Origin of the sequence: Alcaligenes phenolicus, from assembly GCF_032063905.1 — a bacterium.
Taxonomy (GTDB): Bacteria; Pseudomonadota; Gammaproteobacteria; order Burkholderiales; family Burkholderiaceae_B; genus Alcaligenes; species Alcaligenes phenolicus.
In genome coordinates, this window is record NZ_DAMBOE010000001.1 from 417,317 (window position 1) to 442,285 (window position 24,969).

A 24,969-nucleotide genomic window follows, 5' to 3' on the forward strand; every position below is an offset into this window, starting at 1 on the left:
TGTCGGCTATTTGAAGTTGGGACTGTAGGTCTACAAAAGGGAAGTCATGAAGAAAAGTACAGGGCTGGTCACACTGGTTGTCGTGTTAGCGGCCGCATACGGCGGTTCGACCTGGTACACCGGTAAGAAAACTGAAGCGCTGGTGGGTGAGAAAGTGGCCCAGTTCAACACCCTGGCTGCCGAGCAGATGCAGCAAATGGGTATGAGCGAGTCGGTCGTCATGAACGTGGTGGACTACCAGCGTGGCGTATTTTCCTCTACTGCTCGTTACACCATCACCATCAAGCCTTCCGACGCTGAAGAGAAGCCTCTGGAGCTGACTTTTGATGACAAGATCAGCCATGGCCCGCTGCCTGTGTCGGCAATGGCTCTGGGTAACTTCACCCCTGTTGCAGCCTTGTCGCACAGCACTCTGGTCAAGACCAAAGACACCGAAGGCTGGTACAAGCTGACGGGCGACAAGACCCCTTTGTGGGCTGACAGCCTGGTTGGTTTTGACGGTGCCGTGGACTCCAATGTGCATTTTGAAGCCATCAAGCACCAAGGCGACGAAGTCAAAGTGGACTTCAGCGGCGGTCAATTGCGCACCAAAGCCGGTGGCAAGAGCAAAGATATTGTTGTGACCGGCAGCTTCCCCAAGCTGTTTGTTGATGATATCAGCGCAGATCCCTTGAAGCTGGAAGCCTCCAACTTCGTGGTGGACTTCAAGCAAGACGGTGACATCAATGTCAGCGGCACCCAGGTCGGCAAGCTGAGCGTTGATGACGTCAAGATGCAATCTGCCGAGACCGATGGCATTACCTTCAAGCAGATCGCCATCAATTCCGATGCGGTCACCAAAGACTCCGTCAGTGATACCAAGGTTGTTTACGCGCTGACTGATCTGGTGTTTGAAGACAAGGTCAAGCTGGGTTCGGTTGAACTGTCGATGAACTTTGACCGCGTTTACGCACCTGCAATCTCCGCCCTGTCCAAGCTGATTTCCGATTCCAATCTGCAAAACGATATGGATTCGGTAGATGGCCCAACGGCTCAGAAGATGATGGAACTGGTTTTGCAAGCACTGGAGCACAAGCCTGTGCTGCGTGTTGAGCCTCTGCGTTGGTACACGGCCGCTGGCGAGTCCAAGGCCACGTTGCGTGTGGATTTCCAAAAGCCTGATGCGACGTTGCAAGAGCTGCAAACCAGCCCCGAGATGTGGGTCGAAGCCATTCCTGCTGCTCAGCTGGATCTCCTGATCTCCAAACCCATGCTGCGTGGTCTGGCTGCCGATATGGACAAGGCGGAAGGCCTGTCGCCTGAAGAAGGCAATGCTGCCATGCTGGACATGATTCTGGACGCTGCTGTGGCTCCTTACGCCGAGTCCAATATGGTCAAGAATGACGAGAACGGCATTTCCACGGCCATCAAGTACGACGGCAAGGATCGCGTGTTCGACATCAACGGCCAGCGTTTCACTTCCGAGCAATTGCTTGGTCTGGTTCTGATGGGCATGATGTAATTCGTCTGGGCCTGGTCCAGCGTAAAGCCCACCGAAGTTCGGTGGGCTTTTTTTTACTGCCGGGCCGTCCCAGGGTGGAGCGCAAGCCGAAGGTGCAGCGTGGGGGCCTGTTTTACCGCCGGGCCGTCCCAAGGTAAAAACGCCCCCTTTGGGGGCAGCAAGCCGAAGGCGCAGCGTGGGGGCCTTTTTTATTTAATCAGCAAAGGGAGCCAGATTTTATGGCCAGCTTATCGGATCAGCTGTCTCGGCTGGTGTACAGCACGGAACAAGGGCGTATGTGTCCTGATTGCGGGCAGCCACAAAAGCAATGTCGTTGCGAGGAAAATCGGCGCGAGCAAAGCCTGTCTCGGGCTCAGGGGCCGGTGCGTTTGAGTCTGGAAACCAAGGGGCGAAAAGGGAAGGGAGTGACCGTGGTAACGGGCCTGGTGATGCCCGAGGAGCAGCTCAAGGCGCTGGTCAAGGAACTGAAGAACGCCTGTGGAGCGGGCGGGACGCTGAAAGAGGGAACGCTGGAGATTCAGGGCGATCATCGAGCCGTTGTGCAGGCACGCCTGGAACACAACGGCTTGACGGTCAAACGGGTCGGCAGACCCTGACAGGAATTTAGAAGCTGTAGCCCAAGCCTACGCCACCAAAGATGCTGCTTTTCTTCTCGACCAGCGGGCTGTCTTTGGCTTTTTCACCCAAGGTGTTCACGCCCAGCAGGCCTTGCAGGGACCAGCTTTCGCTGATCTTGTGGGTGTATTGGCCATACAAGGCATAAGAGCGCAAACCAGCGTCAGGGCGGTAGGTGCGCAGTTGTCCATTGCTGCCAGCAGCTTCATGCGACTTCACGCCAAAGTAGGTGCGCATGGCTTTTTCGTTGGACCATTTCAATTCGGCACCCAGCGAGAAGCTGCTGTCCTGATCGTTCCAGAGGCGGTAGCTCAAATCCAGAACGGCCGTGGCGCCATAACCGCTTTTCAGTGCCTGATAGTAGCTGCCTTCAATCTTGGCATTGCCCAGTTGGTAGGCGGTAAATACACCCAGATTGCCGTGACGATCAATATCGTCAGTTCCGTACAGGCGGTCGGCATCACCGGATTTACGGGCACGGGCCAGAGCGGCGTAAGTACCGATAGTCCAGTTGTCTGTCAGATTGGTTTGCAGACCGATGGCAGGCATGCCTGCTTTTGGGGCCAGGAAAAAGTGGCCGTTACGGTGCGAGAGCAGAGGGTAGAAACGGCCGTCGTAGCTGTCAGCCCCTTCGTACTTGGGGGCAAAACCAACACCGACACCCACCGTAGTTTGCTGTGCAAGTGCCTGGCTGGTTCCTAAAGCACATAAAGCCAGTAAAAGGCAGGGACGCAGAGCAGAACGGACGAGGGTGGGCATGACAGATTCCTTGTGATACGGGTAAAAACAGGCCCGCATGTCGCGAGCCTAGCTATCGTATCAAGGTTTGGGCGGGGGCAGGCAGAATCATGACCGGCCAGTATGGTCTGTTGTTCTGGCCCTACACCCCATCAGGCCCGAATGTAAATCCAGTTTTCTGCCTGTAGTTTCACCAGGGTGGTGATGGCCCCTTGCTCCAGGATTTGGAAGCGTTCTGGCGCACTGAGGGACTGATTGCGCAGTGTGTTGGGGCACAGGTAGGTGTAGGCGTCGCAATCGTGTTCCGCGCCTTCTACGCAGGCTTTAACGGCCTGCGCATTGGCGATGATGCGAATCTGGGCATCCGGTATGTCCTTGAGCAAGTTGCGCCCATTGCTGCGGGCACGCTCCAGGGCATCGGCGGTGGGGGCATGCAAGAGAACACGAGTGCTCATGAATAAACGTCCTGCTTGAAATTAGCGTGGGCCAAAAACGCGTTCGGCAATGTCGGGTGAAGCGCCGGTCTGCATTTGAATACGACCTTGCTCATCCTGCCAGACCATGGCGGGGGTGGCACGCAAATCCCAGCCCATCATCAGATCTTCATTGCGGGTCAGATCGGCTTCAATATCACTGGGCACACTGTCCAGGCCTTTCACACCGGCACTGCGATCTTTCAGCATGGCCAAAGAGTGTTCGTTCAAGGCCTTGGTGGGGTCTTTGGCGGCCAGGATGGCAGCCGATTTCAGGCTGCTGCTGGGAGCCAGAATGCCCACCATGATGTGGCGCAGCTGTACTTTGCCGGACTCAACCCAGGGGCGAGCCATTTGCCAGAACTGCATGCAGTAAGGGCAATTCGGGTCGGTAAAAACGTAGACCACGCGTGGCGCCTTGTCCTCGCCATCCTTGATCCAGCGGGATCTTTCCAGCTTGCCCAGCATGTCCTTGGCAATGGCGGGTTGCACCAGTTCGTCCAGACCGGCCGGGCGTACCTCTTCACCCTTGGCATCGATCATGGTGCCCACCATCATGTGCTGCCCGTCGGGCAGGTTATAGATGGCCAATGCGCGATTCCCGCTATACGCACCCCAGGCTTTCAGGCCACCGGGAGCATCAAATTCGCCCACAATGGAAAGCCCTTGTTCTTCCAGGGCCTTCAGGGCAGCGGGGCGGTCGGCGGCTTGGACGACGGTGCTGGCGCACAGCAAACCGGCCAAGGCAAGACGGATCGAAAAAGAGGAAAGCGGCATGGTGGTTCATCCTGCAAAACAGTCGGTGAATGTATATATCTAGAAAATATATACTAAGATCCAAATGGAATAAAAGAATGGGACTAGGCCGGGTTCGGATAGTTCCCCATTCCTGTTCTGATCAGGCTGTTTCTCTGCGTTGGCCGATCTTTAAGCGCGGATCTTCAGATTGGCCAATTCCAGCAAGCGGTAGGTTTCGTGAACGGGCAAGCCCATTACGCCGGTATAGCTGCCACTCAAGTGGCTGATAAAGGCACCGCCCAGGCCTTGAATGCCATAGGCTCCGGCTTTGCCCATAGGCTCGCCGCTGGCGCAGTATTCCGCAATTTCTTGTTCGTTCAGCGTTTTGAAGCTGACTTCGCTGATGCTGATACTTTCAAACTCCACACCACCTACGCCCAGGGACAAGGCGGTCATCACTTTGTGACGGCGGCCCGAGAGCTCGCGCAAGATGCGTGCGGCATCGGCCAGATCAGCAGGTTTGCCAAATATGGTCTCGTCCATGCAGACCGTAGTGTCGGCACTCAAAATAGCGCGCTCCTGATCCAGACTGCTGTCCTGTGCTCGCCATTCCAGGGCGCGCAGCAGCTTGTCGCGAGCCGTGCGACGGACATAATCCAGCACCGCTTCCTGTTCCAGACGCGGTTCATCCTCGCCCGGAGGGCTGGGCACATGCAGGACTTCATGAGTGATCTGGATGCTGTTGAGCAGATCGTGGCGACGTGGACTGGCTGAGGCCAGATAGATGGGCTGAAAAGGCATAAGAAACCAGGACTAAAAGAAGGTTCAGGCGCGGTGGTAAGGATGCCCGGTCATGACGGACCAGGCGCGGTACAGTTGCTCGGCCAGAAAGATACGTACCAAGGGGTGAGGCAGGGTCAGGGAGGACAGACGCAACATGCCGTGGCAGCTTTGCTTGAGTGCCGCATCCAGTCCGTCCGGGCCACCGACCAGAATGGCAATATCCTGACCGCTGCTGCGCCAGCGCTCCAGCTCCTGAGCCAGCTTGACGGTGGTCAGATCCTTGCCGCGTTCGTCCAGGGCGATGCGCATCGCCTGGGCGGGAATGGCCGCTTCAATGCGTTTGGCCTCGGCCTGCATCATCTGGGCAGGCGTCTTGCCGCTGGTACGGGGTTCGGCCTTGATTTCGCGCAGTTCTATGGCGCAGTCCTGGGGCATGCGGCGAGCATATTCCTGCCAGCCTTGTTCCACCCAGTCGGGCATGCGCTGACCTACCGCGATGACAATGAGTTTCATGGAATGTCGTAAAAGAAAAAAGGCCGCATCGTAAGCTGCGGCCCGGGTATTGCCGACAGGACAGAGGAAGGGTTTAGTCTTCGTCTTCGTCGGCGCTGGCAAAAAAGCCAGCCGGTGGAACCTGGCGCGATTGCGGCAGCAGTTCCACTTCGACAGGGCGCTCGCCCCAAAGTTCTTCCAGGTTGTAGTACTGGCGGATGGCCGGCTGCATGCAATGCACCACGATGTCACCCAAATCCAGCAACACCCATTCGCCGGTGTCCTCGCCTTCATGGGCCAGGACTTCGACCTTGTTTTGGCGTGCCTTGTCAAACACGCTCTGGGCCAGAGCGCGGGTTTGCCGGTTGGAAGTACCACTGGCAATGACCACACGATCGAACAGGCCGGTCATGTGGGTAGTGCTGAAGACCTTGATGTCTTGAGCTTTGACGTCCTCGAGGGCATCGATGACGAGTCGTTGAAGTGTTTCTATATTCATAAAAAGAACTATACAGGGCGCGCCTGTGGGTGGGAAAGATAGAGCCGTTTTTTGTCAATGTATTGAGCGACTTCTTCCGGGACCAGGGCGGTGATGTTGTCACCGCGCTGCACTCGCTCCCGAATCTGGGTGGCCGAGATGTCCATGGGCAGAAAGTCAATCTGATGCAAACGGCGCTGAAGTCGACTCAGTTCCTGCTGCAAGGCGACGGGCGTCTCCAAAGGACTGCCGGGGCGCTGGGCAACAGCCAGTTCGACGTATTCAAGAATTTCTTGCCAGTCGTTCCAACTGCAAAAATTATGCAGTTGGTCGCTGCCTAAAATCCAGTAGTAGCGCGACCCGGCGGGCAAGCTGCGCACCGTGTCGATAGTGTAGGTTGGGCCACCGCGCTCGATCTCTACGGGGTTGACCTGCAAGCCCGGATGGCTTTGGGCGGCCAGCTCGGCCATGGCCAGACGATCCTGGGTACTGGCACCCAAGGCGTCGCGTTGCCAGGGCTGGGCAGCGGGCAGCAACTGAACCTGGTCCAGCTGCAGTTGCTTGAACGCGGCAAGCGCCAGCGCCACATGAGCTTTATGGATGGGGTCGAAACTGCCACCCAGGAGCCCGACACGCTTTAAATCCATTCGCGAGGCACCAGGTATTGCGCCAAGGCCGCTTCTGGCGTGCCGGGTTCGGGCGACCAGTTGTAGCGCCAGTTCGCCTGGGGCGGCATGGATAACAGGATGGATTCCGTACGCCCACCCGATTGCAGGCCAAACAGGGTGCCACGGTCAAAGACCAGATTGAATTCGACATAGCGGCCGCGACGAATGGCCTGAAAGTCTCGATGCGCCTGGGTGTATTCCTGATCCATGCGGGCACGCACGATAGGCGCGTAGGCATCGGTAAAGGAATTGCCCACGGAGCGGGTCAGGGCAAAGCTGGCTTCAAAGCCGGGCTCGTTCAGGTCGTCGTAGAAAATGCCACCAATGCCACGGGTTTCGTTGCGGTGCTTCAGGTAAAAATATTCGTCGCACCAGCGCTTGTAGCGCGGGTAGTAATCCGCACCGTGTGGGGCCAGAGCATCGTGGCACACCTGATGGAAATGGCGGGCATCGTCCTCGTGCAGGTAATAGGGCGTCAAGTCCAGACCGCCACCAAACCAGAACACATCCTCTTGATCCGCTGTCTGGGCCTGGGCCACAAACATGCGCACATTCATGTGCGTGGTGGGTACAAAGGGATTGCGCGGGTGAATCACCAGCGAAACACCCATGGCCTCCCAGGGGCGTCCAGCCAGTTCGGGGCGGTGGGCGCTGGCCGACGGAGGCAGGGTGTGGCCTTTGACATGGCTGAACAGAACGGCAGCCCGTTCAAAAACAGGGCCGTTCTCCAGCAGGCGGGACAGACCGCCACCGCCTTCTGGACGATCCCACTGGTCCGACTCGAAAGGCGTGCCATCCAGCTGCTCAAGAGTGTCCACGATGTGGCTTTGCAACTGACGGAAATAAGCCTGGACGGTATCAATGGGTAAAGACATGAAAAGACCTTGCTGCGACAATCAGGATTCACTGCTGGGCAGAGCGCGCCAGCCGATATCGGTGCGAAATTGCTTGCCGTCGAAATGCGTTTGGGAAATGGCCTCGTAAGCGGCTTCCTGAGCGCGACGGATGGAGTCGGCCATGGCGGTGACACACAATACACGACCACCCGTGGTGACCACGGTGCCGTCTTTCATCTGCGTGCCTGCATGGAAGGTGATGCACTCGTCGGTGTCTTTCGCAAATTGCGTGATGGCATCACCAGTACGAGGCTCTTCGGGGTAATTGGCCGCGGCCAGTACCACGCCAATGGCGGTACGACGATCCCATTCGATGGTGGCCTCGTCCAGCTTGCCAGCCAGAGCCAGTTCGAAGGTTTCGGTCAGATCGCTCTTGATGCGCATCATGATGGGCTGGGTTTCAGGGTCGCCCATGCGGCAGTTGAATTCCAGCACCTTGATGGGGCGGGTGGCATCCGGGCCATCGTCAATCATCACGCCAGCGTACAGAAAGCCGGAGTAGGGCAAGCCTTCCTTGGCCATGCCTTGCATGGTGGGGTGAATGACTTCGCGCATGATGCGGTTATGCAGCGTGGGGCTGACGATAGGGGCGGGGGAGTAAGCACCCATGCCGCCCGTGTTCGGACCCTGATCGCCGTCTTTCAGGCGTTTGTGGTCCTGGCTGGTAGCCATGGGCAGTACATTCTTGCCGTCGCACATCACGATGAAGCTGGCTTCTTCGCCGGTCAGGCATTCTTCCACGACCACGCGGGCACCGGCGGCACCAAAGCGGCCATCGCCCAGAATGTCGTCAATGGCGCCCAATGCTTCTTCCAGCGTGGTGGCCACAATCACGCCCTTGCCAGCGGCCAGGCCATCGGCCTTGACCACAATGGGAGCGCCTTGCTGACGGATGTAATCCTTGGCGGCGTCCGGATCGGTAAAGGTTGCGTAGGCTGCCGTCGGGATGTTGTGGCGCACCATGAAGGCTTTGGCGTAGTCCTTGGAGCTTTCCAACTGCGCGGCAGCCTGGGTGGGACCAAAGATTTTCAGACCGGCCGCACGGAAGGCGTCCACAATGCCTGCGGCCAGCGGAGCTTCCGGGCCGACGACGGTGAAGGCAATTTTTTCTTGCTTCACAAAGGCAATCAGTTCCTGGATATCGGTGATGGCCAGGTTTTCAATACGTTCGGCACGCGCGGTACCGCCATTGCCCGGGGCAACGTAGACAGTCTGCACACGTGCAGATTGGGCCAGGCGCCATGCCAAGGCGTGTTCACGGCCGCCGCTGCCGACAACAAGTAGCTTCATAGTGATGAGTCGGGCAGGGCCCGTAAAGAGGAGTTTTCAGAAATAGCTTATTCGGCTTCGTCCATGACGGCGGTGGTGTAGACCTCTTGGACATCGTCCAGGCCTTCCAGTGCGTCCAGAAGTTTTTGCATCTTGACGGCATCGTCGCCGCTCAGTTCGGTCTCGTTCAGGGCTTTCATGACCACGCCTTCCACTTCAGGCGTCAGGCCAGCGGCCTGGAACGCGGCTTGTACAGCCGGGTAGTCCGTAGGAGCGCACAGCACTTCGATCAGGCCTTCTTCATCGGTCACGATATCGTCGGCACCAGCTTCCAGGCCGATTTCCATAATCGTGTCTTCCGAAGTGCCCGGAGCGAACAGAAACTGACCGCAGTGGCGGAATTGAAACACGACCGAGCCGTCCAGACCCAGATTGCCGCCATTTTTTGTAAAGGCGTGACGCACATCCGAGACCGTGCGCTGACGGTTGTCGGTCATGCAGTCCACAATCACGGCCGCGCCGTTAATACCGTAGCCCTCGTAGCGAATTTCTTCGTAGTTGGCATCGTCCGCACCGCCTGCGCCGCGCTGGATGGCGCGCAGAATGTTGTCTTTGGGCATATTGGCAGCGGTTGCCTTGTCCCAGGCCATGCGCAAACGTGGGTTGGACTCGGGGTCAGGGCCGCCAGCACGTGCGGCCACGGTGACCTCACGAATGATCTTGGTCCAAAGTTTGCCCCGTTTTGCGTCTTGACGACCTTTACGGTGCTGAATATTCGCCCATTTACTATGTCCGGCCATAAAGTATTACCAATTCAGTAGACTACGTTCAAAGAAAAACAGATCTATTTTAACCTGTCTGCGCGACAAGGCCCGAGCTTGGGCGAAAGTCGCTAGAATCTAGGCACTTGGCATTCTATCCGGAAGAGAACAAACAATCATGGCTGATCCAATTTTGCTTGCTCAGAATAGCGATACTCCCATTTACCTGTTGCCTGCGCTGGCCAATCGGCATGGTTGTATTACGGGGGCCACCGGGACGGGGAAAACCGTCACCTTGCAGGTACTGGCCGAAGCCTTTTCCCGTCTGGGAACGCCGGTTTTCCTGGCCGACGCCAAAGGCGACTTGAGCGGGATTTCTCAAGCCGCCCAGCCCAATCCCAAGTTGCAGGAGCGTCTGCAAAAGCTGGGCCTGCCCGAGCCAGCCTGGGGTGCAAACCCGGTCACCTTCTGGGATATTTTTGGCGAGCAGGGTCATCCGGTCCGTGCCACGATTTCCGATATGGGGCCCTTGTTGCTGTCCCAGATCCTGGAGTTGAACGACACCCAGGAAGGGATTTTGAATATTGTCTTTCGCCTGGCGGACGACGAAGGTCAGCTGATTCTGGATCTGAAAGATTTGCGCGCTGTGCTGCAAGACGTATCGGACCGTGCTGCCGAGCTGCGCAATCAGTATGGCAATATCGCGGCAGCCAGTGTGGGGGCAATCCAACGCGCCTTGCTGCGTCTGGAAACGCAGGGGGCGGATCGCTTCTTTGGTGAGCCAGCGCTGGATGTGATGGACTGGATTCGTACCGACTCGGCCGGGCGCGGCATGATCAATGTGCTGGCAGCCGACAAGCTGATGCAGTCCCCCCGCTTGTACGCGGTCTTCCTGCTGTGGATGCTGGCCGATCTGTACGAGCGCCTGCCGGAAGTGGGTGATCTGGATAAACCGCGTCTGGTTTTCTTCTTTGACGAAGCCCACTTATTGTTTACAGGTGCACCAAAGGCTCTGCTGGAAAAAGTCGAGCAGGTCGTTCGCCTGATCCGATCCAAGGGCGTGGGTATTTATTTCGTGACACAAAACCCGCTGGATATTCCCGATACCGTTCTGGGTCAGCTGGGTAATCGAGTACAGCACGCCTTGCGCGCCTTCACACCGCGTGATCAGAAAGCCGTCAAGACAGCAGCGCAAACCATGCGCCCCAATCCTGGTCTGGATATTGAAGCGGCCATTACTGAATTGGGCGTGGGTGAAGCGCTGGTTTCCATGCTGGATGCCAAGGGGATTCCCACGCCTACCGAGCGTGCCTGGCTGGTGGCTCCGGGTAGCCGAATTGGTCCCGCTACCGATGCAGAGCGACAAACGGTACGACAAGCGTCCTTGTTTGGCTTGAAGTACGACCAGGCAATTGACCGTGAATCCGCCTATGAGGTGCTGGCCAAAAAAGCGGCTGATGCGGCTGCCAATGGCGCCGCTGGTGCCACGCAGCCGGGCGCGGCGGCTGGCAAGGACGACGGCCTGATGGGCGTTGTGAATGACTTTCTGTTTGGATCAACCGGGCCGCGTGGTGGCAAGAAGGACGGCTTGGTGCAAAGCATGATCAAAACCGAGACCAAACGGGCTGCCACCAAAGTGCTGCGTGGGGTATTGGGTTCTTTATTTGGAGGGAAACGTTAATGCCCACGCAACTGCCTCATTTAATTGTTGCCACCGCAAGGCCATCAGAAACAACACGTTGGGCCGATGAATTCCGCAAAGCCTATCCTGATTGGAAAGTTGATGAGTTTGTAGCGGGTCAGCCCAGCACCGGGGCGACTTACGCCATAGTTTGGCAGCCGGATGCGGCCTTGTTCAAGCAGGAACCCAATTTGCGTGCCACCTTCAATCTGGGGGCAGGCGTGGATGCCGTCGCAGGGACCATCCCGGCCGAGATGCCTTTGTACCGTTTGGAAGATGCGGGCATGGCCGAGCAAATGGCCGAATATGCCTTGTATGGCGTGCTGCGTGCGGTAGGTCGTTTTCAGCCCTACGAGGAGCAGGCGCGTGAAGGAAAGTGGAAAGCCTATCGTCCGATCGACCGCCGCCAGTGGCCAGTCGCTGTGCTGGGGCTGGGCGCAATTGGCAGCAAGATTGCCAAGGTCATCGCCAGTCTGGGCTATCCCGTACATGGCTGGTCGCGGCGTCTGCACGAGGCGGACTTCCCTTGCTATGCCGGTGAAGAGGGACTGAAAGAGTGCGTCTCTGCCAGCCGTATCCTGGTCAACGCCTTGCCACTGACTCCGCAAACAGAAGGTTTGATCAACCGCGATGTATTGTCGAATTTGCAGCCTGGTGGCTATTTGATCAACGTGGCTCGCGGTGGCCACTTGGTCGATGCAGACGTGCTGGATGCTCTGAAGAGCGGTCACCTGTCTGGCGCTTTGCTGGATGCCTTTACCCAGGAGCCCTTGCCAGCTGATCACCCGTATTGGGGTATTCCTTCTGTGATGGTTACGCCTCATATTTCGGGTATCACCGTTCGTGAATTGGCATTGGAGCAAATTGGCTCGCGCATCGAGCTTTTGCAGAAAGGCAAGCCTGCGACTGGTCGGGTGAATCACAGTCAGGGTTATTAATCGTCAACGGATTTGGATTAGCCTGCCGGCATCGTGGAAGCTGGCAGGTTAATTGCTGCTTTGTGGACAGAGCAGCGTCTTTTCAGAATAAGGCCGTGGAGGCCATGTAAAACCACAAGGAAAGAGGAATGAGTAAAGTTCATCGTATTGCCGTGATCGCGGGAGATGGAATCGGCAAGGAAGTCATGCCAGAAGGGCTGCGTATTCTGGAAGTGGCCGCTCGCCGTCACGCCATCAATTTTGATTGGAAAGTGCTGGACTGGAGCTCGGACTACTACCAGAAGCACGGCACCATGATGCCTTCGGACTGGAAAGCCCAACTGATGGATACCGAGGCCATTTTCTTTGGTGCCATGGGCTGGCCCGATCTGGTGCCTGACCACGTTTCGCTGTGGGAGTCCCTGTTCAAGTTCCGTCGTGAGTTCGATCAGTACATCAACTTGCGTCCCGTGCGTTTGATGCCCGGCGTGCGTTCGCCACTGGCAGGTCGTGAGCCCGGTGATATTGATTTCTTCATCGTGCGCGAGAACACCGAAGGCGAATACTCCAATAGCGGCGGCATCATGTTTGAAGGCACGCAGCGAGAAGTGGTGATTCAGGAAAGTGTCTTTACCCGCACGGGTACGGACCGCGTTTTGAAGTTCGCTTTTGAACTGGCTAAAAAACGCGGTAAACACGTCACTGCTGCGACCAAGTCCAATGGTATTTCGATTTCCATGCCCTGGTGGGATTCCCGCGTGGCCGCCATGGGCGAGCAATACCCGGATGTGAAGTGGGACAAGTATCACATCGACATTCTGTGCGCGCACTTTGTGCAGCACCCGGACTGGTTCGATGTGGTCGTGGCTTCCAACCTGTTTGGCGATATCTTGTCCGATCTGGGCCCGGCATGTACTGGCACCATCGGTATTGCACCGTCGGCCAACCTGAACCCCGAACGTGTGTTCCCATCCCTGTTTGAGCCCGTGCACGGCTCGGCCCCGGATATCTACGGCAAGGGCATTGCCAACCCGGTCGGTCAGATCTGGAGTGGTTCCTTGATGCTGGATTTCCTGGGCTACCCCCAGGCAGCCGCCGAAGTGGTGCAAGCCATTGAGCAGGTTCTGGCCAATGGCCCACGTACCCCTGATTTGGGTGGCCAGGCCAGCACAACACAAGTAGGCGAGGCTATCGCCCAAGTGTTGGAAGCGATGGCCTGAGCCATCAGTTGGACTTGGGTGGGCGCAGGCCTGCCCAAGTGATGGCGCCAATCATGATGGCCCCGCCCAGCAGCGCACGGCTGCTGGGATATTGAGCGAAAAGCAGCGCCGCAAAAGCGATGGCGTAGACAGGCTCCAGGGCGATCACAATCCCGGCACTGCGAGCATTCAGAATGGTTAGCGCAGAGACTAGCAGGTAGTGCGACAAGGCCGTACAAAATACCCCCAGCAGTGCAATCCACACCCAGTCCACCAGCGTGCTGTCGCCCAGCAGCGGTATGGCAAAAGGCCAGCACATCAGGGCGACAAACAGGTTTTCCCACCAGGCAACCTGCTGTGCAGACAGATGCTTGGCTGCGCGTCGGTTGATAAGGGTGAACATGGCGAAGGTAAAGCCGGAGGCAATGGCCCAGGCCAGGCCAATGGTGGATTGATCCTGGAAGTCAAAAGAGGGGGTCACCAGCAACAAGCCCACGGTGACCAAGGCCAGAATGATCCACTCCGATACGGTAACGCGCTCGCGCAGTACGGCCCATTCACACAAGGTAATAAAGGCCGGGAAGCTGGCAAAGCCCAAGGTGGCAATGGCCACGCCGCCCACTTTGACGGCCACAAAAAAAGTGGCCCAGTGAATGGCCAGCATGATGGAGGCCATCAGCAAGGTGCGAAAGTCCGCTGCTTTCATGCCCTGACCCAAACCGCGCCCTTGAGAGCGAATGCTGATAAACAAGGCCAGGACCGCAAAGCTGGCTCGGCCCGCGGTGATCAGCATGGCGCCGACCTGAATGAGTTCACCAAAAATGCCGGTCAGTCCGAACAGAACGGCGGCCACATGAATGGCAGCCAGAGCACGTCCATGCGTCATGGAAAGCGATCCGAGAAAAAAGGAGTCAATTTAGGCTATTCTGGTGTTTTATATCAGCCAGCGATAGGGCAGCGGGGTCGGGCAGGCAATACGTGTAAGGCATTATTCTAAGACATTGCTACGGGCCCCTCATCAAAGGAGTAAAACAATGACGCAGACGGTTAAGGCGATACGGATTGAGCGCAATGGTGGTCCGGAGGTATTGCAGTGGGCTTCGGTAGAACTGTCCGCTCCTCAGGAGAAGGAAGTCACCATACGCCAAAAAGCAGTGGGCTTGAATTTTATCGACATTTATTTCCGTAATGGCCTCTACAGCAATCCCTTGCCACATGGTTTGGGTTTTGAAGCGTCCGGCATTGTGGAAGCCGTCGGTTCCGGTGTCACGCACCTGAAAGTGGGTGACCGTGTTGCCTACGGTCAAAGCCCACTGGGGGCGTATGCCGAGGCACGTAATGTGCCTGCCGATCGTGTCGTGCGTATTCCTGATGGAATCACTTTTGAGCAGGCAGCGGCCATGATGCTTAAAGGGCTGACTTGCTGGTATTTGCTGCGCCAGACCTATCGCGTGCATGAAGGCCAGACGATTCTGTTCCATGCCGCTGCGGGCGGCGTGGGTTTGTACGCCTGCCAATGGGCACGTGCTTTGGGCGTGAAATTGATTGGTACGGTGTCCAGTCCCGAGAAAGCTGCTTTGGCGAAAGAGAACGGTGCGTGGGAAGTGATTGATTACTCCCACGAAGACGTGGTGCAGCGCGTGCTGGAGCTGACTAACGGCCAGAAAGTGCCTGTTGTGTATGACGGCGTGGGCAAGGATACCTGGGAGCGCTCGCTGGATTGCTTGCAGCCGCGTGGCCTGATGGTCAGCTTTGGCAATGCCTCCGGCCCGGTAACCGGTGTGAATCTGGCGACTCTGGCATCCAAGGGCTCCTTGTATGTGACCCGTCCTGTGCTGGGGGCTTATGTGCCTACACAGGAAACCATGCAGGATGCCGCTGACGAGATGTTCGAGCTGGTACTGCAAGGCAAGATCAAGCCGCTGATCGGTCAGCGTTTCCCGCTGGATCAGGTCGCCAAGGCGCATGAAGAGCTGGCCGGCCGTCGTACGACGGGCTCTACGGTTTTGACGCTGGATTAAGGTGGATCATCGGGCGGTGACGAGCAGTCAGCCCCAATCGTTCTGCAAAAAAAAAATGGCCTCCGACAGGGAGGCCATTTTCATTTGGCAGTGCTGTATCCGCCGAGGGTTGGCGGACAGAAATCAGCCTTGCTCGTGGTACTGACGCACACGCTCGACTTCATTGCGCGAACCCAGAATCACGCCAATGCGCTGGTGCAGTTCGGTAGGCTGCACGTCCAGAATGCGCTGTGTGCCGTCAATCGACATGCCACCGGCCTGCTCGACCAGGAAACTCATGGGGTTGGCTTCGTACATCAAACGCAGCTTGCCTTTGCGACCGGAGGCGCGGGCATCGCGCGGGTACATGAAGATGCCGCCACGGGTCAGGATGCGGTGTACATCGGCCACCATGGACGCGATCCAGCGCATATTGTAGTTTTTGCCCAATGGGCCTTCGGGACCCGCCAGGCAGTCGTCGATATAGCGTTTTACCGGGGCTTCCCAGTGACGCATATTGGACATATTGATGGCAAATTCCGAGGTGTCCTCGGGGATGGTGATGCGCTCGGTAGTCAGTACCCAGGAGCCCATTTCCTTGTCCAGCGTAAAGGCGGCCACGCCGTCACCGACAGTCAGGACCAGCATGGTTTGTGGCCCGTAAATGGCATAGCCGGCGGCAACCTGACGCACGCCGGGTTGCAGGAAGTCCTGCTCTTCGATGACGCGATCACGTGCTTCAGGAGGGACGCTTAGGACCGAGAAAATCGTGCCGATGGACACGTTCACGTCAATATTGGACGAACCATCCAGCGGATCGAACAAGAGCAGGTTTTCGCCCTTGGGGTAGTAGTCGGGAATGCGGTGCAGGGTGTCCATTTCCTCGGAGGCCATGGCCGCCAGGTTACCGCCCCATTCATTGGCTTCCAGCAGGATTTCGTTGGACAGCACATCCAGCTTTTTCTGAACTTCGCCCTGGACATTCTCGGAGTCCAGAGAACCCAGAACGCCGCCCAGCGCTCCTTTGCTGACGGCATGGCCAATGGCCTTGCATGCGCGAGCCACTGTTTCCAGCAGCAGGCGCACGTCGGCGGTGACCGTTTTCTTCTGGCGCTGTTGCTCCACCAGATACTGAGTAAGGTTTTTCTTCAAGACAGACTCCGAGGTCAAAGAGTTAATGCTTTATGTACGATTTCGGCCACATTGCCCGACAGGCCGGGTTCGGCCTGAATACGCTCCAGCGCTGCCTTGAGCAGGTCGCGGGCTTCGGGTTCAAAGCGGGCCCAGTTATCAAACACACGGGCCAGACGGGCAGAGATTTCCGGGTTGAGCTTGTCCAGGGCAATGACTTGCTCAGCCCAGAAAGCATAGCCTTCCGGCGTGTGTACAGCCTGCATATTATTCATGCAGAACTGGAAAATCAGAGAGCGGGCGCGATTGGGATTACGCATCGAGAAAGCGGGATGCAGCATAAGGGCGCGCACCTGGGCAACTTGCGTGCTGGGAGCAGTGGCCTGCAAGCTGAACCAGCGGTCCAGCACCAGAGGATTGTCCTGCCAGCGCTGGAAAAAGTCATCCAGGCCGTCTTGACGATCCTCTTGGTCACCGTAATTCACCAGAGCGCTTAGGGCTCCCATGCGATCAGTCATATTGGTGGCCTGATCGTATTGATTGCGTGCCAACTGTGGGCCAGTATTCACACCGGCAACCAGCAGGTAATTCAGAGCCAGATTGCGCAAGGAGCGCTGACCAGCCTGCAAGGCGTCGGGGCTGTAGGGAGCTTGTTCCAGGCTCAGGTACTGATACAGCTCCTGCCAGTAGGGAGTCAGGGCCAGGCCCAGCTCACGTTGCAGCTGGCGACGGGCCTGAACCACGGCGCGCGGGGTCATGGGCTTGGTCTGTTCCAGCAATTCGCGCTCGCTGGGCAGAGACAGGATGCGGGCCTTGTAAGCAGGGCTCAAGGCCGGGTCTTGTACCAGCGCATGCCAGGTTTGCACCACAGTCGCCAATTGTGCGGCCGACGGCGTGCGTCCTGATGCCGAGGACAAAATCAGACGGGTAGCTAGCAGTTGAGCCGCTTCCCAACGTGCAAATGGATCCGTGTCGTGACGGGCCAGCAAAGCCAGCTCGGAATCCGGACGGTAGTAGTCCACCCGCACAGGCGCAGAGAAATTGCGCAGCAAGGACAGAACCGGCGCTTCAGGAATCTGCGTGAAGGTCCAGCTTTGTTCGGCTTGCGTGAAATCCAGTACCAGCGTATCGCCTTGCTGACCATCCAGATGCAGGGTCAGTGGTGCGCCTTGCTGATCCAGCATGCCCAGGGCAAAGGGGATGTGCAAAGGTGGCTTGGGTGTGGATTTGTTTTCGATCCCGGCGGGCGCATTGCTTTGACGCAGGGTCAGCGTGGCGGTTTGGGTGGCAGGATCGTGCTGCAGGCTGACCTGAACGCGTGGCGTTCCCGCTTGCTGATACCAGCGGCGGAACTGCTCCAGGCTTTGGCCGGGTTTGACCTGGCGATACACGCTGTCCATGCTGTCCACGAAATCGTCGCAAGTGACTGCCTGGCCATCATGGCGCTTGAAGTATTCGCGAATACCGGCCTGGAAGTTTTCTTCGCCCAGCAAGGTGTGCTGCATGCGAATGACTTCTGCGCCTTTCTCGTAAATCGTGGCGGTGTAAAAGTTGCTGATTTCCTGATAGCTCTCGGGGCGGATGGGGTGAGCCATTGGGCCGGCATCTTCAGGAAACTGGGCCGCGCGCAGGACGCTGACGTCATCAATGCGTTTGACGGCGCGGGCGCTGGCGGCTTGAGCGCCGTCCAGCCCTTGAGCCAGCATGTCAGCCGAAAACTCCTGATCGCGGAAAACCGTCAGACCTTCTTTCAGGGATAGCTGGAACCAGTCGCGGCAAGTGACGCGGTTGCCGGTCCAGTTGTGGAAGTACTCATGGCCAATGACCGCTTCCACGGCGTGAAAGGACGCATCGGTAGTGCTTTGTGCATCGGCCAGCACGTAGGCGGCATTAAAGATGTTCAGGCCCTTGTTTTCCATCGCGCCCATATTGAAGTCGCGAGCGGCCACAATCATGAAGCGGTCCAGATCCAGTTCCAGCCCAAAACGTTGTTCATCCCAGCGTACTGAATGTTCCAGGCATTCCATGGCCCATTCTGTTTTATCGCCGTCACCACGATCGCAATAAACCTGCAATAGGGCAGGCTGGCCATTGGCTTTTTTGATTTCGCGCTCGCGCACATCAAAGTCGCCAGCAACCAGTGCAAATAAATAAGAAGGCTTTGGAAATGGGTCTTCCCAAATGGCCTGGCTGCGCCCATCGTCCAGTGTGGTGCTTTCCAGCAAATTGCCGTTGGACAGCAGATAAGGGTAGAGCTTGGCATCGCCGCGCAGGACCACTTCATAACGGGACATCACATCAGGACGGTCCGGGAAGAAGGTAATGCGACGAAAGCCCTGGGCTTCACATTGGGTAAACAGGTTCTGGCCCGAGACATACAAGCCCATCAGCATGGTGTTGTCTTGGGGGCGGCAACGGCTTACCAGCACCAGATCACATTCTGCGGTCTGGGGCGAGAGCGTCAGGCCCTGTTCATCAAGCTGGTAATCCTGGGCGGTCAGGGCAACCCCGTTGAGGCTGACTTCAAGCAGTTCAATGTCTTCGCCATCCAGCACCAGGGGGCGGATCTGTCCGTCCCGGCTGCTGGCTCGAAAAGCCAGACGAACCAAGGTTTGCTCGGCCGCCAAATCAAATTCCAGCCGTACCTTATCTATTTGATAAGGGTAGGGCTGGTAATCGTGGCGGGAGATCGTAGGTAAGGTGTCTGTGCGCATGTGATCCTGGTCCGACAATCGAAAAAGATGGTCTATTGTAATGTTGTTTGAACGCCCACACTGGACGCCGGAAACAGGCAGTAAACTAATTGTTCGTCGGCGCTACGGCGCTGTCATTAATCGGGCTTGATCGTGCAAGCGAAAAACAAGCAAGGGTGAAACTATGACGTTATTTTCTGAAGGGTTTTCCTGGCGCGCCCTACGCCTGATGAGCCTGGTATTGGCGGTATTGACCACGGCTTGCGCTGCGCCTAGCTGGTCCGCCAAATTGACGCGTTATCAGCAATGGCCCACGGCGACCAGTGGCGATACCTACTACATCAAGTCCTCGCCGGACAAAAGCAGTAGTCTGCAATACCAGTCTTTTGCAGATTCTGTACGGGCTTCTATTGGTGTGACCGGACTGGTGCAAGCAGCGGATCTGAAGTCCGCGCGTTTTGTGGTGCAAATGGATTATGGCAATCCGCAAGAACAAAGCTGGGTGCCTCAATTTGCAGATAGTTTTTATGGTCCATCGGCGTGGGGAATCGGGCGCGGCTATTATGCGCCAAATGATGGTTGGGGCGGAGGTTTCTTTTATTCTCCGAATGTAGTGAATGTTCCTGTCACTGTGTATAAAAATTATCTAAATGTAATCATTACAGATAATCAAAACTCGGGCGCAGAAGTGTATCGCGCCACCGCCGTGTCTTATAGCCATTCCGACAACCTGGACCAGCAGATGCCGTTTTTGTCCCAGGCCATATTTGATGGTTTCCCCGGTAATAATGGACAAGTGATTGATATCCGATATCCATTAGCTCGGGATTGAGTCGCCAGAACCCCGGCATTATGTAGGGGATTTATATCAATAAGAAAGGGACCGCTTGAAAAAGCGGTCCCTTTCTTTTGTTTGGTTCCCAAAACTTATTTGATAAGGAACTCTTCACGGCTGCGACCATTGGCTTCAGCATCGATAATCCAGCGTGGTGGGCGGCCACGGCCCGTCCAGGTGTCCTGGGTGCCGGGGTGGCGGTATTTTGGAGGCAGGCTGGTTTTAGGGCCGTTGGAACCAGCACCAGCTCCGCGGCGGGCGGAATTTTCCAGCGCTTCAGCGACTTCTTCAATCGTGATCTCGTTATCTTGCATGGACTTGACGATAGACGCGATGACAGGACGACGCTGTTTGACTCGAAGGGATTTCATCTGCTTTTGCAGACGCAGAATCTCTTTTTCTATCTTTTGCTTCGCGGAGCTGTAAGTTTCGACTGACATATGGGATTCCTGTTTCATGATTGTAGTTATCTGATAAACCCTGCCTGTACAAGCTCGTGTTTATCATGCGAAAACAGTGTACTTTGATTTTCTTGAAAAGATAAGTGGTTTGGATAAAAAATAAACGCTTAATCAAAAAGGTGTTTGGTTTTTGTAATTATTTAAGGTCATTAGACAATTCAATGGCTCTTGATTATTTAATCTAATCAGGGGTTATCATGAATTTGAATGGGTTTATATCAAAACTATATGGGTTGGTTTCTAATTGGGAGGTTTTTAAAATAGTTTTAATTCCGTATCAGAAAATGTCGTAACTGGAATTTTTGAACCTATTAGTTCAACAGGCTGATTCATGGTTCTGAAAGCCCGGAAACTGCCCGATCGGTACGTCGGCATCGCATACGGGGGCACATTCTGTTTTAATGCTCAGATGGACGGAAGCCAAGTTGATGTCAGCACGTCTTTTGGTACCCATTTTCGTCCCTTGCAGCCATGGGTTTGCCGGGGATCTGTCAGTAGGAATAAACGATGAAGTTAGTTGATCCGGCTATCAATGCCCTGGAATGCGCCCGTGGACTGTTGCTTGAGCCCTGGGGCTTGAATGAAAGCCATTTGTCCGGCGCGCTCGGTGAGATCTTCACCCATCAGGCTGACTATGCCGACTTGTATTTTCAGTACACCCGCAGTGAAGGCTGGGCGCTGGACGAAGGAATCGTCAAAAGCGGCAGCTTTTCCATTGAGCAGGGCGTGGGTGTGCGCGCATTAAGTGGCGAGAAAACCGCCTTTGCCTATTCGGATTCCCTCAGCCCCGAGGCTTTGCTGTCTTCGGCTCGTGTGGTGCGCTCGATTGCCCGCCAGGGCGGTTCAGGCAAAAGCGGCATTTTGGTGCCAGCCGACACGCAGCGCGCCACCTTGTATACGGGCACAGACCCTATTGCCAGCCTGCCTGCTCCTGAAAAAGTAGCCCTGTTGGGGCGACTGGATGCCTTGGCTCGTGCAGCGGACTCGCGCGTGGTGCAGGTCATGGCCAGTCTGGGTGCGGAATACGATGTCGTGCTGGTGGCCGGTAGCGATGGTCGTCTGGCCGCCGATGTACGCCCCTTGGTGCATTTGTCCTTGTCGGTCATTGTTGAACAAAATGGCCGCCGTGAACGCGGCTCGGCGGCAGGTGGTGGACGGGTTGATCTGTCCTACTTCTCCGACGATATGCTGCGCAGCTATGTGGATAAGGCCGTGCGTTCGGCCATGACGAATCTGGAAGCCAAACCCGCACCTGCCGGTCAGATGACGGTGGTTCTGGGCCCAGGTTGGCCTGGTGTCATGCTGCACGAAGCTGTGGGCCACGGTTTGGAAGGGGACTTTAACCGTCGTGGCAGCAGCCTGTTCTCGGGTCGTATTGGCCAGCGTGTGGCGTCCAAGGGCGTGACCGTTATCGATGATGGCACTCTGGAAAACCGCCGCGGCTCCTTGAATATGGATGACGAGGGTAATGCCACACAACGTACCGTCTTGATTGAAGACGGTATTTTGAAAGGCTATTTGCAAGATACCCATAATGCGCGTCTGATGGGCGCTGCCATTACGGGCAATGGCCGTCGCGAATCTTACGCCAGCCTGCCTTTGCCGCGCATGACCAACACCTTTATGCTGGGTGGCGATAAAGATCCTCAGGAAATTATTGCCTCGGTTAAAAAGGGTTTATATGCCGTAGACTTTGGTGGCGGCCAGGTTGATATTACTAGCGGTAAGTTTGTTTTCTCGGCCTCGGAAGCCTGGGTGATTGAAAACGGCAAACTGATGTATCCCGTCAAAGGTGCCACTTTGATTGGTAGCGGCCCCGATGCCATGAACCAAATCAGCATGATCGGTAATGACATGCAGCTGGATTCAGGAGTGGGGACTTGCGGTAAAGAAGGTCAAAGCGTTCCGGTTGGAGTCGGTATTCCTACCGTGCGGATGGAAAACCTGACCGTAGGCGGAACTGCCTGATTTAATTTGTCGGCTAATTAAAACCGATAAATAGACCGCCCCAGTTAATTCAAGCTTGGGCGGTCTTTTTTATGATGCTTTTATTGCACTGCAGCAAATCAAAATTAATTTTGTTTTTTGCCCGGCAGGCACAGCCGTGTCGAGATTAATGAATATGGTTTTTTCAGGCAGTGCTTTTCACCGGCTTGGGTTTGCGGACCCGGATGGCCAGCCAGCACAACAAGGCGCCCGAACACACCATGGCCGAGCCTTGCCAGAAGCTTGGCGTCAAGGGAGCCTGCAGCAAAAAAGTAGACAGGGCGGCTGACAATACTGGAATGAAGTAGGAGGCGCCGGCCAGTATGGTGACATTGCCGTGCAAAATACCCACGTTCCAGGCCGCATAGCCAAAGCCCATCGCCATGGCCGCCAGCAGCAAGTAGATCAGTGCTGGAAGGGTAAAGGTCATTGCAGGTGCTCCTTGGCCCAGATATTTCATCCACAGGACGGTGGCTGTCAGCATGAAAAACAAGGTAATGCCATTTTTGCCCTGGCCGATGCGTGCAGTCATGGTGCTGTAGCCCGCCCAGATCAGTGCGCCACTAAAGGCCAGGCCGTAGCTCAAGGGGTTGTCCTGCACATTCAGCCAGATGCCGTGCAGACTCAAACCTTGCTCACCGCCCAGAATCCAGCTGATACCCATCATGGACAAGAGCAGGCCTGGCGCGATCAGCCAGTTGGCTCTTTGCTTGTTGAACAAAATAGCGGCCACGATGGTAAAGGTGGGCCACAGATAATTAACCATTCCCACTTCAATCGCTTGCTGGCTGTTGTGGGCGTAGCCAATGGACAGCGCCAGGCACAGCTCATAGCAGACGAACAGGACGCTTCCCCAGATAAGGTAGCGGCGCGGAAAGTCGCGCAAGCGTACCCAGCTAAGCGATAAAAGAAGAAAGACAGAGGCCAGGGTGTAGATCAGTGCGGCGCCGCCAGTCGCACCCAGGTAGTCGCTGACGCTGCGTATCAGGCCGACAATCATGCTCCAAAGAACAATGGCGATCAGACCAATCAGGGTTGCCTTATCAGATTGCTTCATGCGGGTTTCAGTGTCTGCAAGGCACGGCGAGAACAGGAGCAGGCTTTACTTGGCCAAGAGACTTATGGGTTAATGGACCGGGTTTGTATCAGACTGTGCCGGTTTGCAAGCAGGGCTGTGACGCGGCACACCCGGTCTTGAGTGAAAACCGACAGGCCCCCACGGCAAGGGCTCGTGGCAGTTTACTGTAAGCGGCGTGTCGGCTCGAGCCACTCATGGCGAAAAGGGGAGCAAGCAGGGTATTTTCTGCGCCTTGCTGGTCCGCCCCCGTAAGCCAGGGTACTTACATTTTTTTGGACTTTGAGTCAGAACCTCTTGTTTATGCTCTCTATGATTTTGAGTGTAAATCGGTTTGACTTGAATCTTTTCTAGGCATATCATTTCAACACGAATTAATCGTGCTGAATTATTTTGTTTGGCTAATTAAATGACCACAGATCAACACTACGATTTACGAATTTTGCGGGCTTTGCGCCAGATCACGCGCTCGATTGCCCTGCATTCCAGGCAGCTGTCGGCGTACAGCAATATCACCGCGCCCCAGTTGATCTGCCTGCGCACCATTATTGAAAAAGGCCCGTTGACGGCCACGGCCATCAGCCGCGAAATGCACGTCAGCCCCAGCACCGTGGTTGGTATTCTGGACCGCCTGGAAGACAAGAAGCTGGTGCTGCGCGAGCGTGGTCGTGAAGATCGACGCATTGTGTTTGTCAGCGCGACGCCAGAAGGGGAGACCCTGGCACGCGATACGCCGTCCCCCTTGCAAAAGAAGTTGTCGGACGCCCTGAAAGAGCTGCCCGAGCTGGAACAGGCCACCATGACCTTGTCCCTGGAGCGCATTGTGCGCTTGCTCGATGCTGACCCGGATGTTGTGCTGGAGGCCGACGATACGGCCTCGCCTATTCTTGAGGTCCCGGAAGGGGATGTACCCCCCGAATCCGGGTTGGTGGTTTGACGGACCGACCTAGTCCGGGCAGCTCGGCAGGCAGCATCACTGCCGCCGATCCTGCCCCCAGTGACCCGGCGCTGATACTGCGTGCGCCCCTGTTGCGTGATGCGGCCGCAATCCATCAGTTGATTGCCGATAGCCCGCCACTGGATCTGAATTCTGAATATCTCTATTTGCTGCTCAGCGAGCACTTTTCCCAGACCTGCGTTGTCGCGCAGCGTGGGGAACAAATAGACGGTTTCATCTCTGCCTACTTTCTCCCCGACCGTCCTGATGTGCTCTTTGTGTGGCAAGTGGCCGTGCATGAGCGCGCCCGTGGGCGTCGTCTGGGGCAGGCCATGCTGGAGCATCTGCGACAGCGTCTGCGTGGCCGTTCCTTGCGCTATCTGGAAACGACGGTCAGCCCCGGTAACCGGGCTTCGCGTGGCCTGTTTGCGGCCATGGCCCGGCGTTGGGGCGCTCCCATGCAAGAACAGGAATTCTTTGATACCGCCTTGTTTGCCGCACAGGCTCACGAGGCAGAACCTCTATTACGAATCGGCCCCTTGGACTCTGGATAAGAGGGGACTTTACGCAAATGAACGGTAGAGCCGGTCTGGTTCGCTGATTGTTGTTTGTCGGCTCAAGACACGCCGTTCTATAACCAGG

25 protein-coding genes are annotated in these 24,969 nt (G+C 56.4%); 10 read left to right on the forward strand and 15 right to left on the reverse strand.

Going from position 1 to position 24,969, the window contains the following annotated elements:
- The first annotated feature begins 46 nt into the window (after positions 1 to 46).
- The gene (locus U2949_RS01885) at positions 47 to 1,501 is read left to right on the forward strand and encodes a YdgA family protein (RefSeq protein ID WP_257722776.1); all 1,455 of its coding nucleotides are present in this window, start codon (positions 47 to 49) and stop codon (positions 1,499 to 1,501) included.
- A 218-nt stretch (positions 1,502 to 1,719) separates the two neighbouring features.
- Positions 1,720 to 2,097 carry an SUI1 family translation initiation factor gene (locus U2949_RS01890; protein WP_026483051.1) on the forward strand — a complete coding sequence of 126 codons (378 nt, stop codon included), beginning with the start codon at positions 1,720 to 1,722 and terminating at the stop codon, positions 2,095 to 2,097.
- Positions 2,098 to 2,104: 7 nt separating this feature from the next.
- Here U2949_RS01890 and U2949_RS01895 read toward each other — a convergent pair whose 3' ends face one another.
- The 10 genes from U2949_RS01895 to U2949_RS01940 form a co-directional block, all read right to left on the reverse strand.
- Positions 2,105 to 2,875 (reverse strand): MipA/OmpV family protein, encoded by a 771-nt coding sequence (locus U2949_RS01895; protein WP_321285844.1) that lies wholly within the window; start codon positions 2,873 to 2,875, stop codon positions 2,105 to 2,107.
- 131 nt (positions 2,876 to 3,006) lie between these two features.
- Entirely contained in the window at positions 3,007 to 3,309 is a 303-nt protein-coding gene (locus tag U2949_RS01900; protein WP_026483049.1) for a DsrE family protein, read from the reverse strand.
- Positions 3,310 to 3,330: 21 nt separating this feature from the next.
- Positions 3,331 to 4,104 (reverse strand): thiol:disulfide interchange protein DsbG, encoded by a 774-nt coding sequence (gene dsbG / locus U2949_RS01905; protein ID WP_026483048.1) that lies wholly within the window; start codon positions 4,102 to 4,104, stop codon positions 3,331 to 3,333.
- A gap of 150 nt (positions 4,105 to 4,254) precedes the next feature.
- A complete protein-coding gene (locus U2949_RS01910) occupies positions 4,255 to 4,866 on the reverse strand; it encodes a Maf family protein (RefSeq protein ID WP_026483047.1) in 612 nt (203 codons plus the stop codon).
- Between the two features lie 24 nt (positions 4,867 to 4,890).
- Positions 4,891 to 5,361: a 23S rRNA (pseudouridine(1915)-N(3))-methyltransferase RlmH gene (gene rlmH / locus U2949_RS01915; protein ID WP_009456141.1), complete on the reverse strand. Its 471-nt coding sequence runs from the start codon at positions 5,359 to 5,361 to the stop codon at positions 4,891 to 4,893.
- 73 nt (positions 5,362 to 5,434) lie between these two features.
- Positions 5,435 to 5,839: a ribosome silencing factor gene (rsfS, locus tag U2949_RS01920; RefSeq protein WP_009456142.1), complete on the reverse strand. Its 405-nt coding sequence runs from the start codon at positions 5,837 to 5,839 to the stop codon at positions 5,435 to 5,437.
- 8 nt (positions 5,840 to 5,847) lie between these two features.
- The gene (gene nadD / locus U2949_RS01925) at positions 5,848 to 6,465 is read right to left on the reverse strand and encodes a nicotinate (nicotinamide) nucleotide adenylyltransferase (protein WP_026483046.1); all 618 of its coding nucleotides are present in this window, start codon (positions 6,463 to 6,465) and stop codon (positions 5,848 to 5,850) included.
- On the reverse strand, positions 6,456 to 7,361 hold the full coding sequence (gene hemF / locus U2949_RS01930) for an oxygen-dependent coproporphyrinogen oxidase (RefSeq protein WP_060186928.1): 906 nt from the start codon (positions 7,359 to 7,361) through the stop codon (positions 6,456 to 6,458). The genes nadD and hemF overlap by 10 nt, the downstream gene beginning before the upstream one ends.
- A gap of 21 nt (positions 7,362 to 7,382) precedes the next feature.
- A complete protein-coding gene (purD, locus tag U2949_RS01935; protein ID WP_022983309.1) occupies positions 7,383 to 8,672 on the reverse strand; it encodes a phosphoribosylamine--glycine ligase in 1,290 nt (429 codons plus the stop codon).
- A 47-nt stretch (positions 8,673 to 8,719) separates the two neighbouring features.
- Positions 8,720 to 9,451, reverse strand: coding sequence for a YebC/PmpR family DNA-binding transcriptional regulator (locus tag U2949_RS01940; RefSeq protein WP_026483044.1), 732 nt, complete (start codon positions 9,449 to 9,451; stop codon positions 8,720 to 8,722).
- 139 nt (positions 9,452 to 9,590) lie between these two features.
- On the opposite strand from U2949_RS01940, the gene U2949_RS01945 reads away from it, so the two are divergent.
- The 3 genes from U2949_RS01945 (at position 9,591) to U2949_RS01955 (ending at position 13,230) form a co-directional block, all read left to right on the forward strand.
- Entirely contained in the window at positions 9,591 to 11,093 is a 1,503-nt protein-coding gene (locus U2949_RS01945) for a helicase HerA-like domain-containing protein (RefSeq protein ID WP_203145632.1), read from the forward strand.
- On the forward strand, positions 11,093 to 12,031 hold the full coding sequence (locus U2949_RS01950) for a 2-hydroxyacid dehydrogenase (protein ID WP_321285853.1): 939 nt from the start codon (positions 11,093 to 11,095) through the stop codon (positions 12,029 to 12,031). The genes U2949_RS01945 and U2949_RS01950 overlap by 1 nt, the downstream gene beginning before the upstream one ends.
- 128 nt (positions 12,032 to 12,159) lie before the next feature.
- Positions 12,160 to 13,230 carry a tartrate dehydrogenase gene (locus U2949_RS01955; RefSeq protein ID WP_257722773.1) on the forward strand — a complete coding sequence of 357 codons (1,071 nt, stop codon included), beginning with the start codon at positions 12,160 to 12,162 and terminating at the stop codon, positions 13,228 to 13,230.
- 4 nt (positions 13,231 to 13,234) lie between these two features.
- Here the strand turns inward: U2949_RS01955 and U2949_RS01960 are convergent, their stop codons facing one another.
- The gene (locus U2949_RS01960) at positions 13,235 to 14,095 is read right to left on the reverse strand and encodes a DMT family transporter (RefSeq protein ID WP_257722772.1); all 861 of its coding nucleotides are present in this window, start codon (positions 14,093 to 14,095) and stop codon (positions 13,235 to 13,237) included.
- A gap of 148 nt (positions 14,096 to 14,243) precedes the next feature.
- On the opposite strand from U2949_RS01960, the gene U2949_RS01965 reads away from it, so the two are divergent.
- On the forward strand, positions 14,244 to 15,230 hold the full coding sequence (locus tag U2949_RS01965) for a quinone oxidoreductase family protein (RefSeq protein ID WP_257722771.1): 987 nt from the start codon (positions 14,244 to 14,246) through the stop codon (positions 15,228 to 15,230).
- Positions 15,231 to 15,353: 123 nt separating this feature from the next.
- Here the strand turns inward: U2949_RS01965 and U2949_RS01970 are convergent, their stop codons facing one another.
- A complete protein-coding gene (locus U2949_RS01970) occupies positions 15,354 to 16,379 on the reverse strand; it encodes a class 1 fructose-bisphosphatase (protein ID WP_003802856.1) in 1,026 nt (341 codons plus the stop codon).
- A complete protein-coding gene (pepN, locus tag U2949_RS01975) occupies positions 16,376 to 19,054 on the reverse strand; it encodes an aminopeptidase N (RefSeq protein ID WP_083053297.1) in 2,679 nt (892 codons plus the stop codon). The genes U2949_RS01970 and pepN overlap by 4 nt, the downstream gene beginning before the upstream one ends.
- A gap of 163 nt (positions 19,055 to 19,217) precedes the next feature.
- Here pepN and U2949_RS01980 point away from each other — a divergent pair, with 163 nt between their 5' ends.
- On the forward strand, positions 19,218 to 19,865 hold the full coding sequence (locus tag U2949_RS01980) for a DUF4136 domain-containing protein (protein ID WP_026483038.1): 648 nt from the start codon (positions 19,218 to 19,220) through the stop codon (positions 19,863 to 19,865).
- A 95-nt stretch (positions 19,866 to 19,960) separates the two neighbouring features.
- Here U2949_RS01980 and U2949_RS01985 read toward each other — a convergent pair whose 3' ends face one another.
- Positions 19,961 to 20,308: an H-NS histone family protein gene (locus U2949_RS01985; protein WP_009456182.1), complete on the reverse strand. Its 348-nt coding sequence runs from the start codon at positions 20,306 to 20,308 to the stop codon at positions 19,961 to 19,963.
- Between the two features lie 528 nt (positions 20,309 to 20,836).
- Here U2949_RS01985 and tldD point away from each other — a divergent pair.
- Positions 20,837 to 22,297, forward strand: coding sequence for a metalloprotease TldD (tldD, locus tag U2949_RS01990; RefSeq protein WP_026483037.1), 1,461 nt, complete (start codon positions 20,837 to 20,839; stop codon positions 22,295 to 22,297).
- Between the two features lie 163 nt (positions 22,298 to 22,460).
- Here tldD and yddG read toward each other — a convergent pair whose 3' ends face one another.
- Positions 22,461 to 23,372: an aromatic amino acid DMT transporter YddG gene (gene yddG / locus U2949_RS01995; RefSeq protein ID WP_257722770.1), complete on the reverse strand. Its 912-nt coding sequence runs from the start codon at positions 23,370 to 23,372 to the stop codon at positions 22,461 to 22,463.
- 427 nt (positions 23,373 to 23,799) lie between these two features.
- On the opposite strand from yddG, the gene U2949_RS02000 reads away from it, so the two are divergent.
- Both U2949_RS02000 and ectA read left to right on the forward strand, forming a co-directional pair.
- Entirely contained in the window at positions 23,800 to 24,327 is a 528-nt protein-coding gene (locus U2949_RS02000; protein ID WP_009456186.1) for a MarR family winged helix-turn-helix transcriptional regulator, read from the forward strand.
- Positions 24,324 to 24,881 carry a diaminobutyrate acetyltransferase gene (gene ectA, locus U2949_RS02005; RefSeq protein WP_026483035.1) on the forward strand — a complete coding sequence of 186 codons (558 nt, stop codon included), beginning with the start codon at positions 24,324 to 24,326 and terminating at the stop codon, positions 24,879 to 24,881. The genes U2949_RS02000 and ectA overlap by 4 nt, the downstream gene beginning before the upstream one ends.
- The last annotated feature ends 88 nt before the right edge of the window (positions 24,882 to 24,969 follow it).

Coding starts and splice junctions, on each gene's coding strand:
- U2949_RS01885 (WP_257722776.1), top strand. CDS start 47: ATGAAGAAAAGTACAGGGCTGGTCACACTGGTTGTCGTGTTAGCGGCC.
- U2949_RS01890 (WP_026483051.1), top strand. CDS start 1,720: ATGGCCAGCTTATCGGATCAGCTGTCTCGGCTGGTGTACAGCACGGAA.
- U2949_RS01895 (WP_321285844.1), bottom strand. CDS start 2,875: ATGCCCACCCTCGTCCGTTCTGCTCTGCGTCCCTGCCTTTTACTGGCT.
- U2949_RS01900 (WP_026483049.1), bottom strand. CDS start 3,309: ATGAGCACTCGTGTTCTCTTGCATGCCCCCACCGCCGATGCCCTGGAG.
- dsbG (WP_026483048.1), bottom strand. CDS start 4,104: ATGCCGCTTTCCTCTTTTTCGATCCGTCTTGCCTTGGCCGGTTTGCTG.
- U2949_RS01910 (WP_026483047.1), bottom strand. CDS start 4,866: ATGCCTTTTCAGCCCATCTATCTGGCCTCAGCCAGTCCACGTCGCCAC.
- rlmH (WP_009456141.1), bottom strand. CDS start 5,361: ATGAAACTCATTGTCATCGCGGTAGGTCAGCGCATGCCCGACTGGGTG.
- rsfS (WP_009456142.1), bottom strand. CDS start 5,839: ATGAATATAGAAACACTTCAACGACTCGTCATCGATGCCCTCGAGGAC.
- nadD (WP_026483046.1), bottom strand. CDS start 6,465: ATGGATTTAAAGCGTGTCGGGCTCCTGGGTGGCAGTTTCGACCCCATC.
- hemF (WP_060186928.1), bottom strand. CDS start 7,361: ATGTCTTTACCCATTGATACCGTCCAGGCTTATTTCCGTCAGTTGCAA.
- purD (WP_022983309.1), bottom strand. CDS start 8,672: ATGAAGCTACTTGTTGTCGGCAGCGGCGGCCGTGAACACGCCTTGGCA.
- U2949_RS01940 (WP_026483044.1), bottom strand. CDS start 9,451: ATGGCCGGACATAGTAAATGGGCGAATATTCAGCACCGTAAAGGTCGT.
- U2949_RS01945 (WP_203145632.1), top strand. CDS start 9,591: ATGGCTGATCCAATTTTGCTTGCTCAGAATAGCGATACTCCCATTTAC.
- U2949_RS01950 (WP_321285853.1), top strand. CDS start 11,093: ATGCCCACGCAACTGCCTCATTTAATTGTTGCCACCGCAAGGCCATCA.
- U2949_RS01955 (WP_257722773.1), top strand. CDS start 12,160: ATGAGTAAAGTTCATCGTATTGCCGTGATCGCGGGAGATGGAATCGGC.
- U2949_RS01960 (WP_257722772.1), bottom strand. CDS start 14,095: ATGACGCATGGACGTGCTCTGGCTGCCATTCATGTGGCCGCCGTTCTG.
- U2949_RS01965 (WP_257722771.1), top strand. CDS start 14,244: ATGACGCAGACGGTTAAGGCGATACGGATTGAGCGCAATGGTGGTCCG.
- pepN (WP_083053297.1), bottom strand. CDS start 19,054: ATGCGCACAGACACCTTACCTACGATCTCCCGCCACGATTACCAGCCC.
- U2949_RS01980 (WP_026483038.1), top strand. CDS start 19,218: ATGACGTTATTTTCTGAAGGGTTTTCCTGGCGCGCCCTACGCCTGATG.
- U2949_RS01985 (WP_009456182.1), bottom strand. CDS start 20,308: ATGTCAGTCGAAACTTACAGCTCCGCGAAGCAAAAGATAGAAAAAGAG.
- tldD (WP_026483037.1), top strand. CDS start 20,837: ATGAAGTTAGTTGATCCGGCTATCAATGCCCTGGAATGCGCCCGTGGA.
- yddG (WP_257722770.1), bottom strand. CDS start 23,372: ATGAAGCAATCTGATAAGGCAACCCTGATTGGTCTGATCGCCATTGTT.
- U2949_RS02000 (WP_009456186.1), top strand. CDS start 23,800: ATGACCACAGATCAACACTACGATTTACGAATTTTGCGGGCTTTGCGC.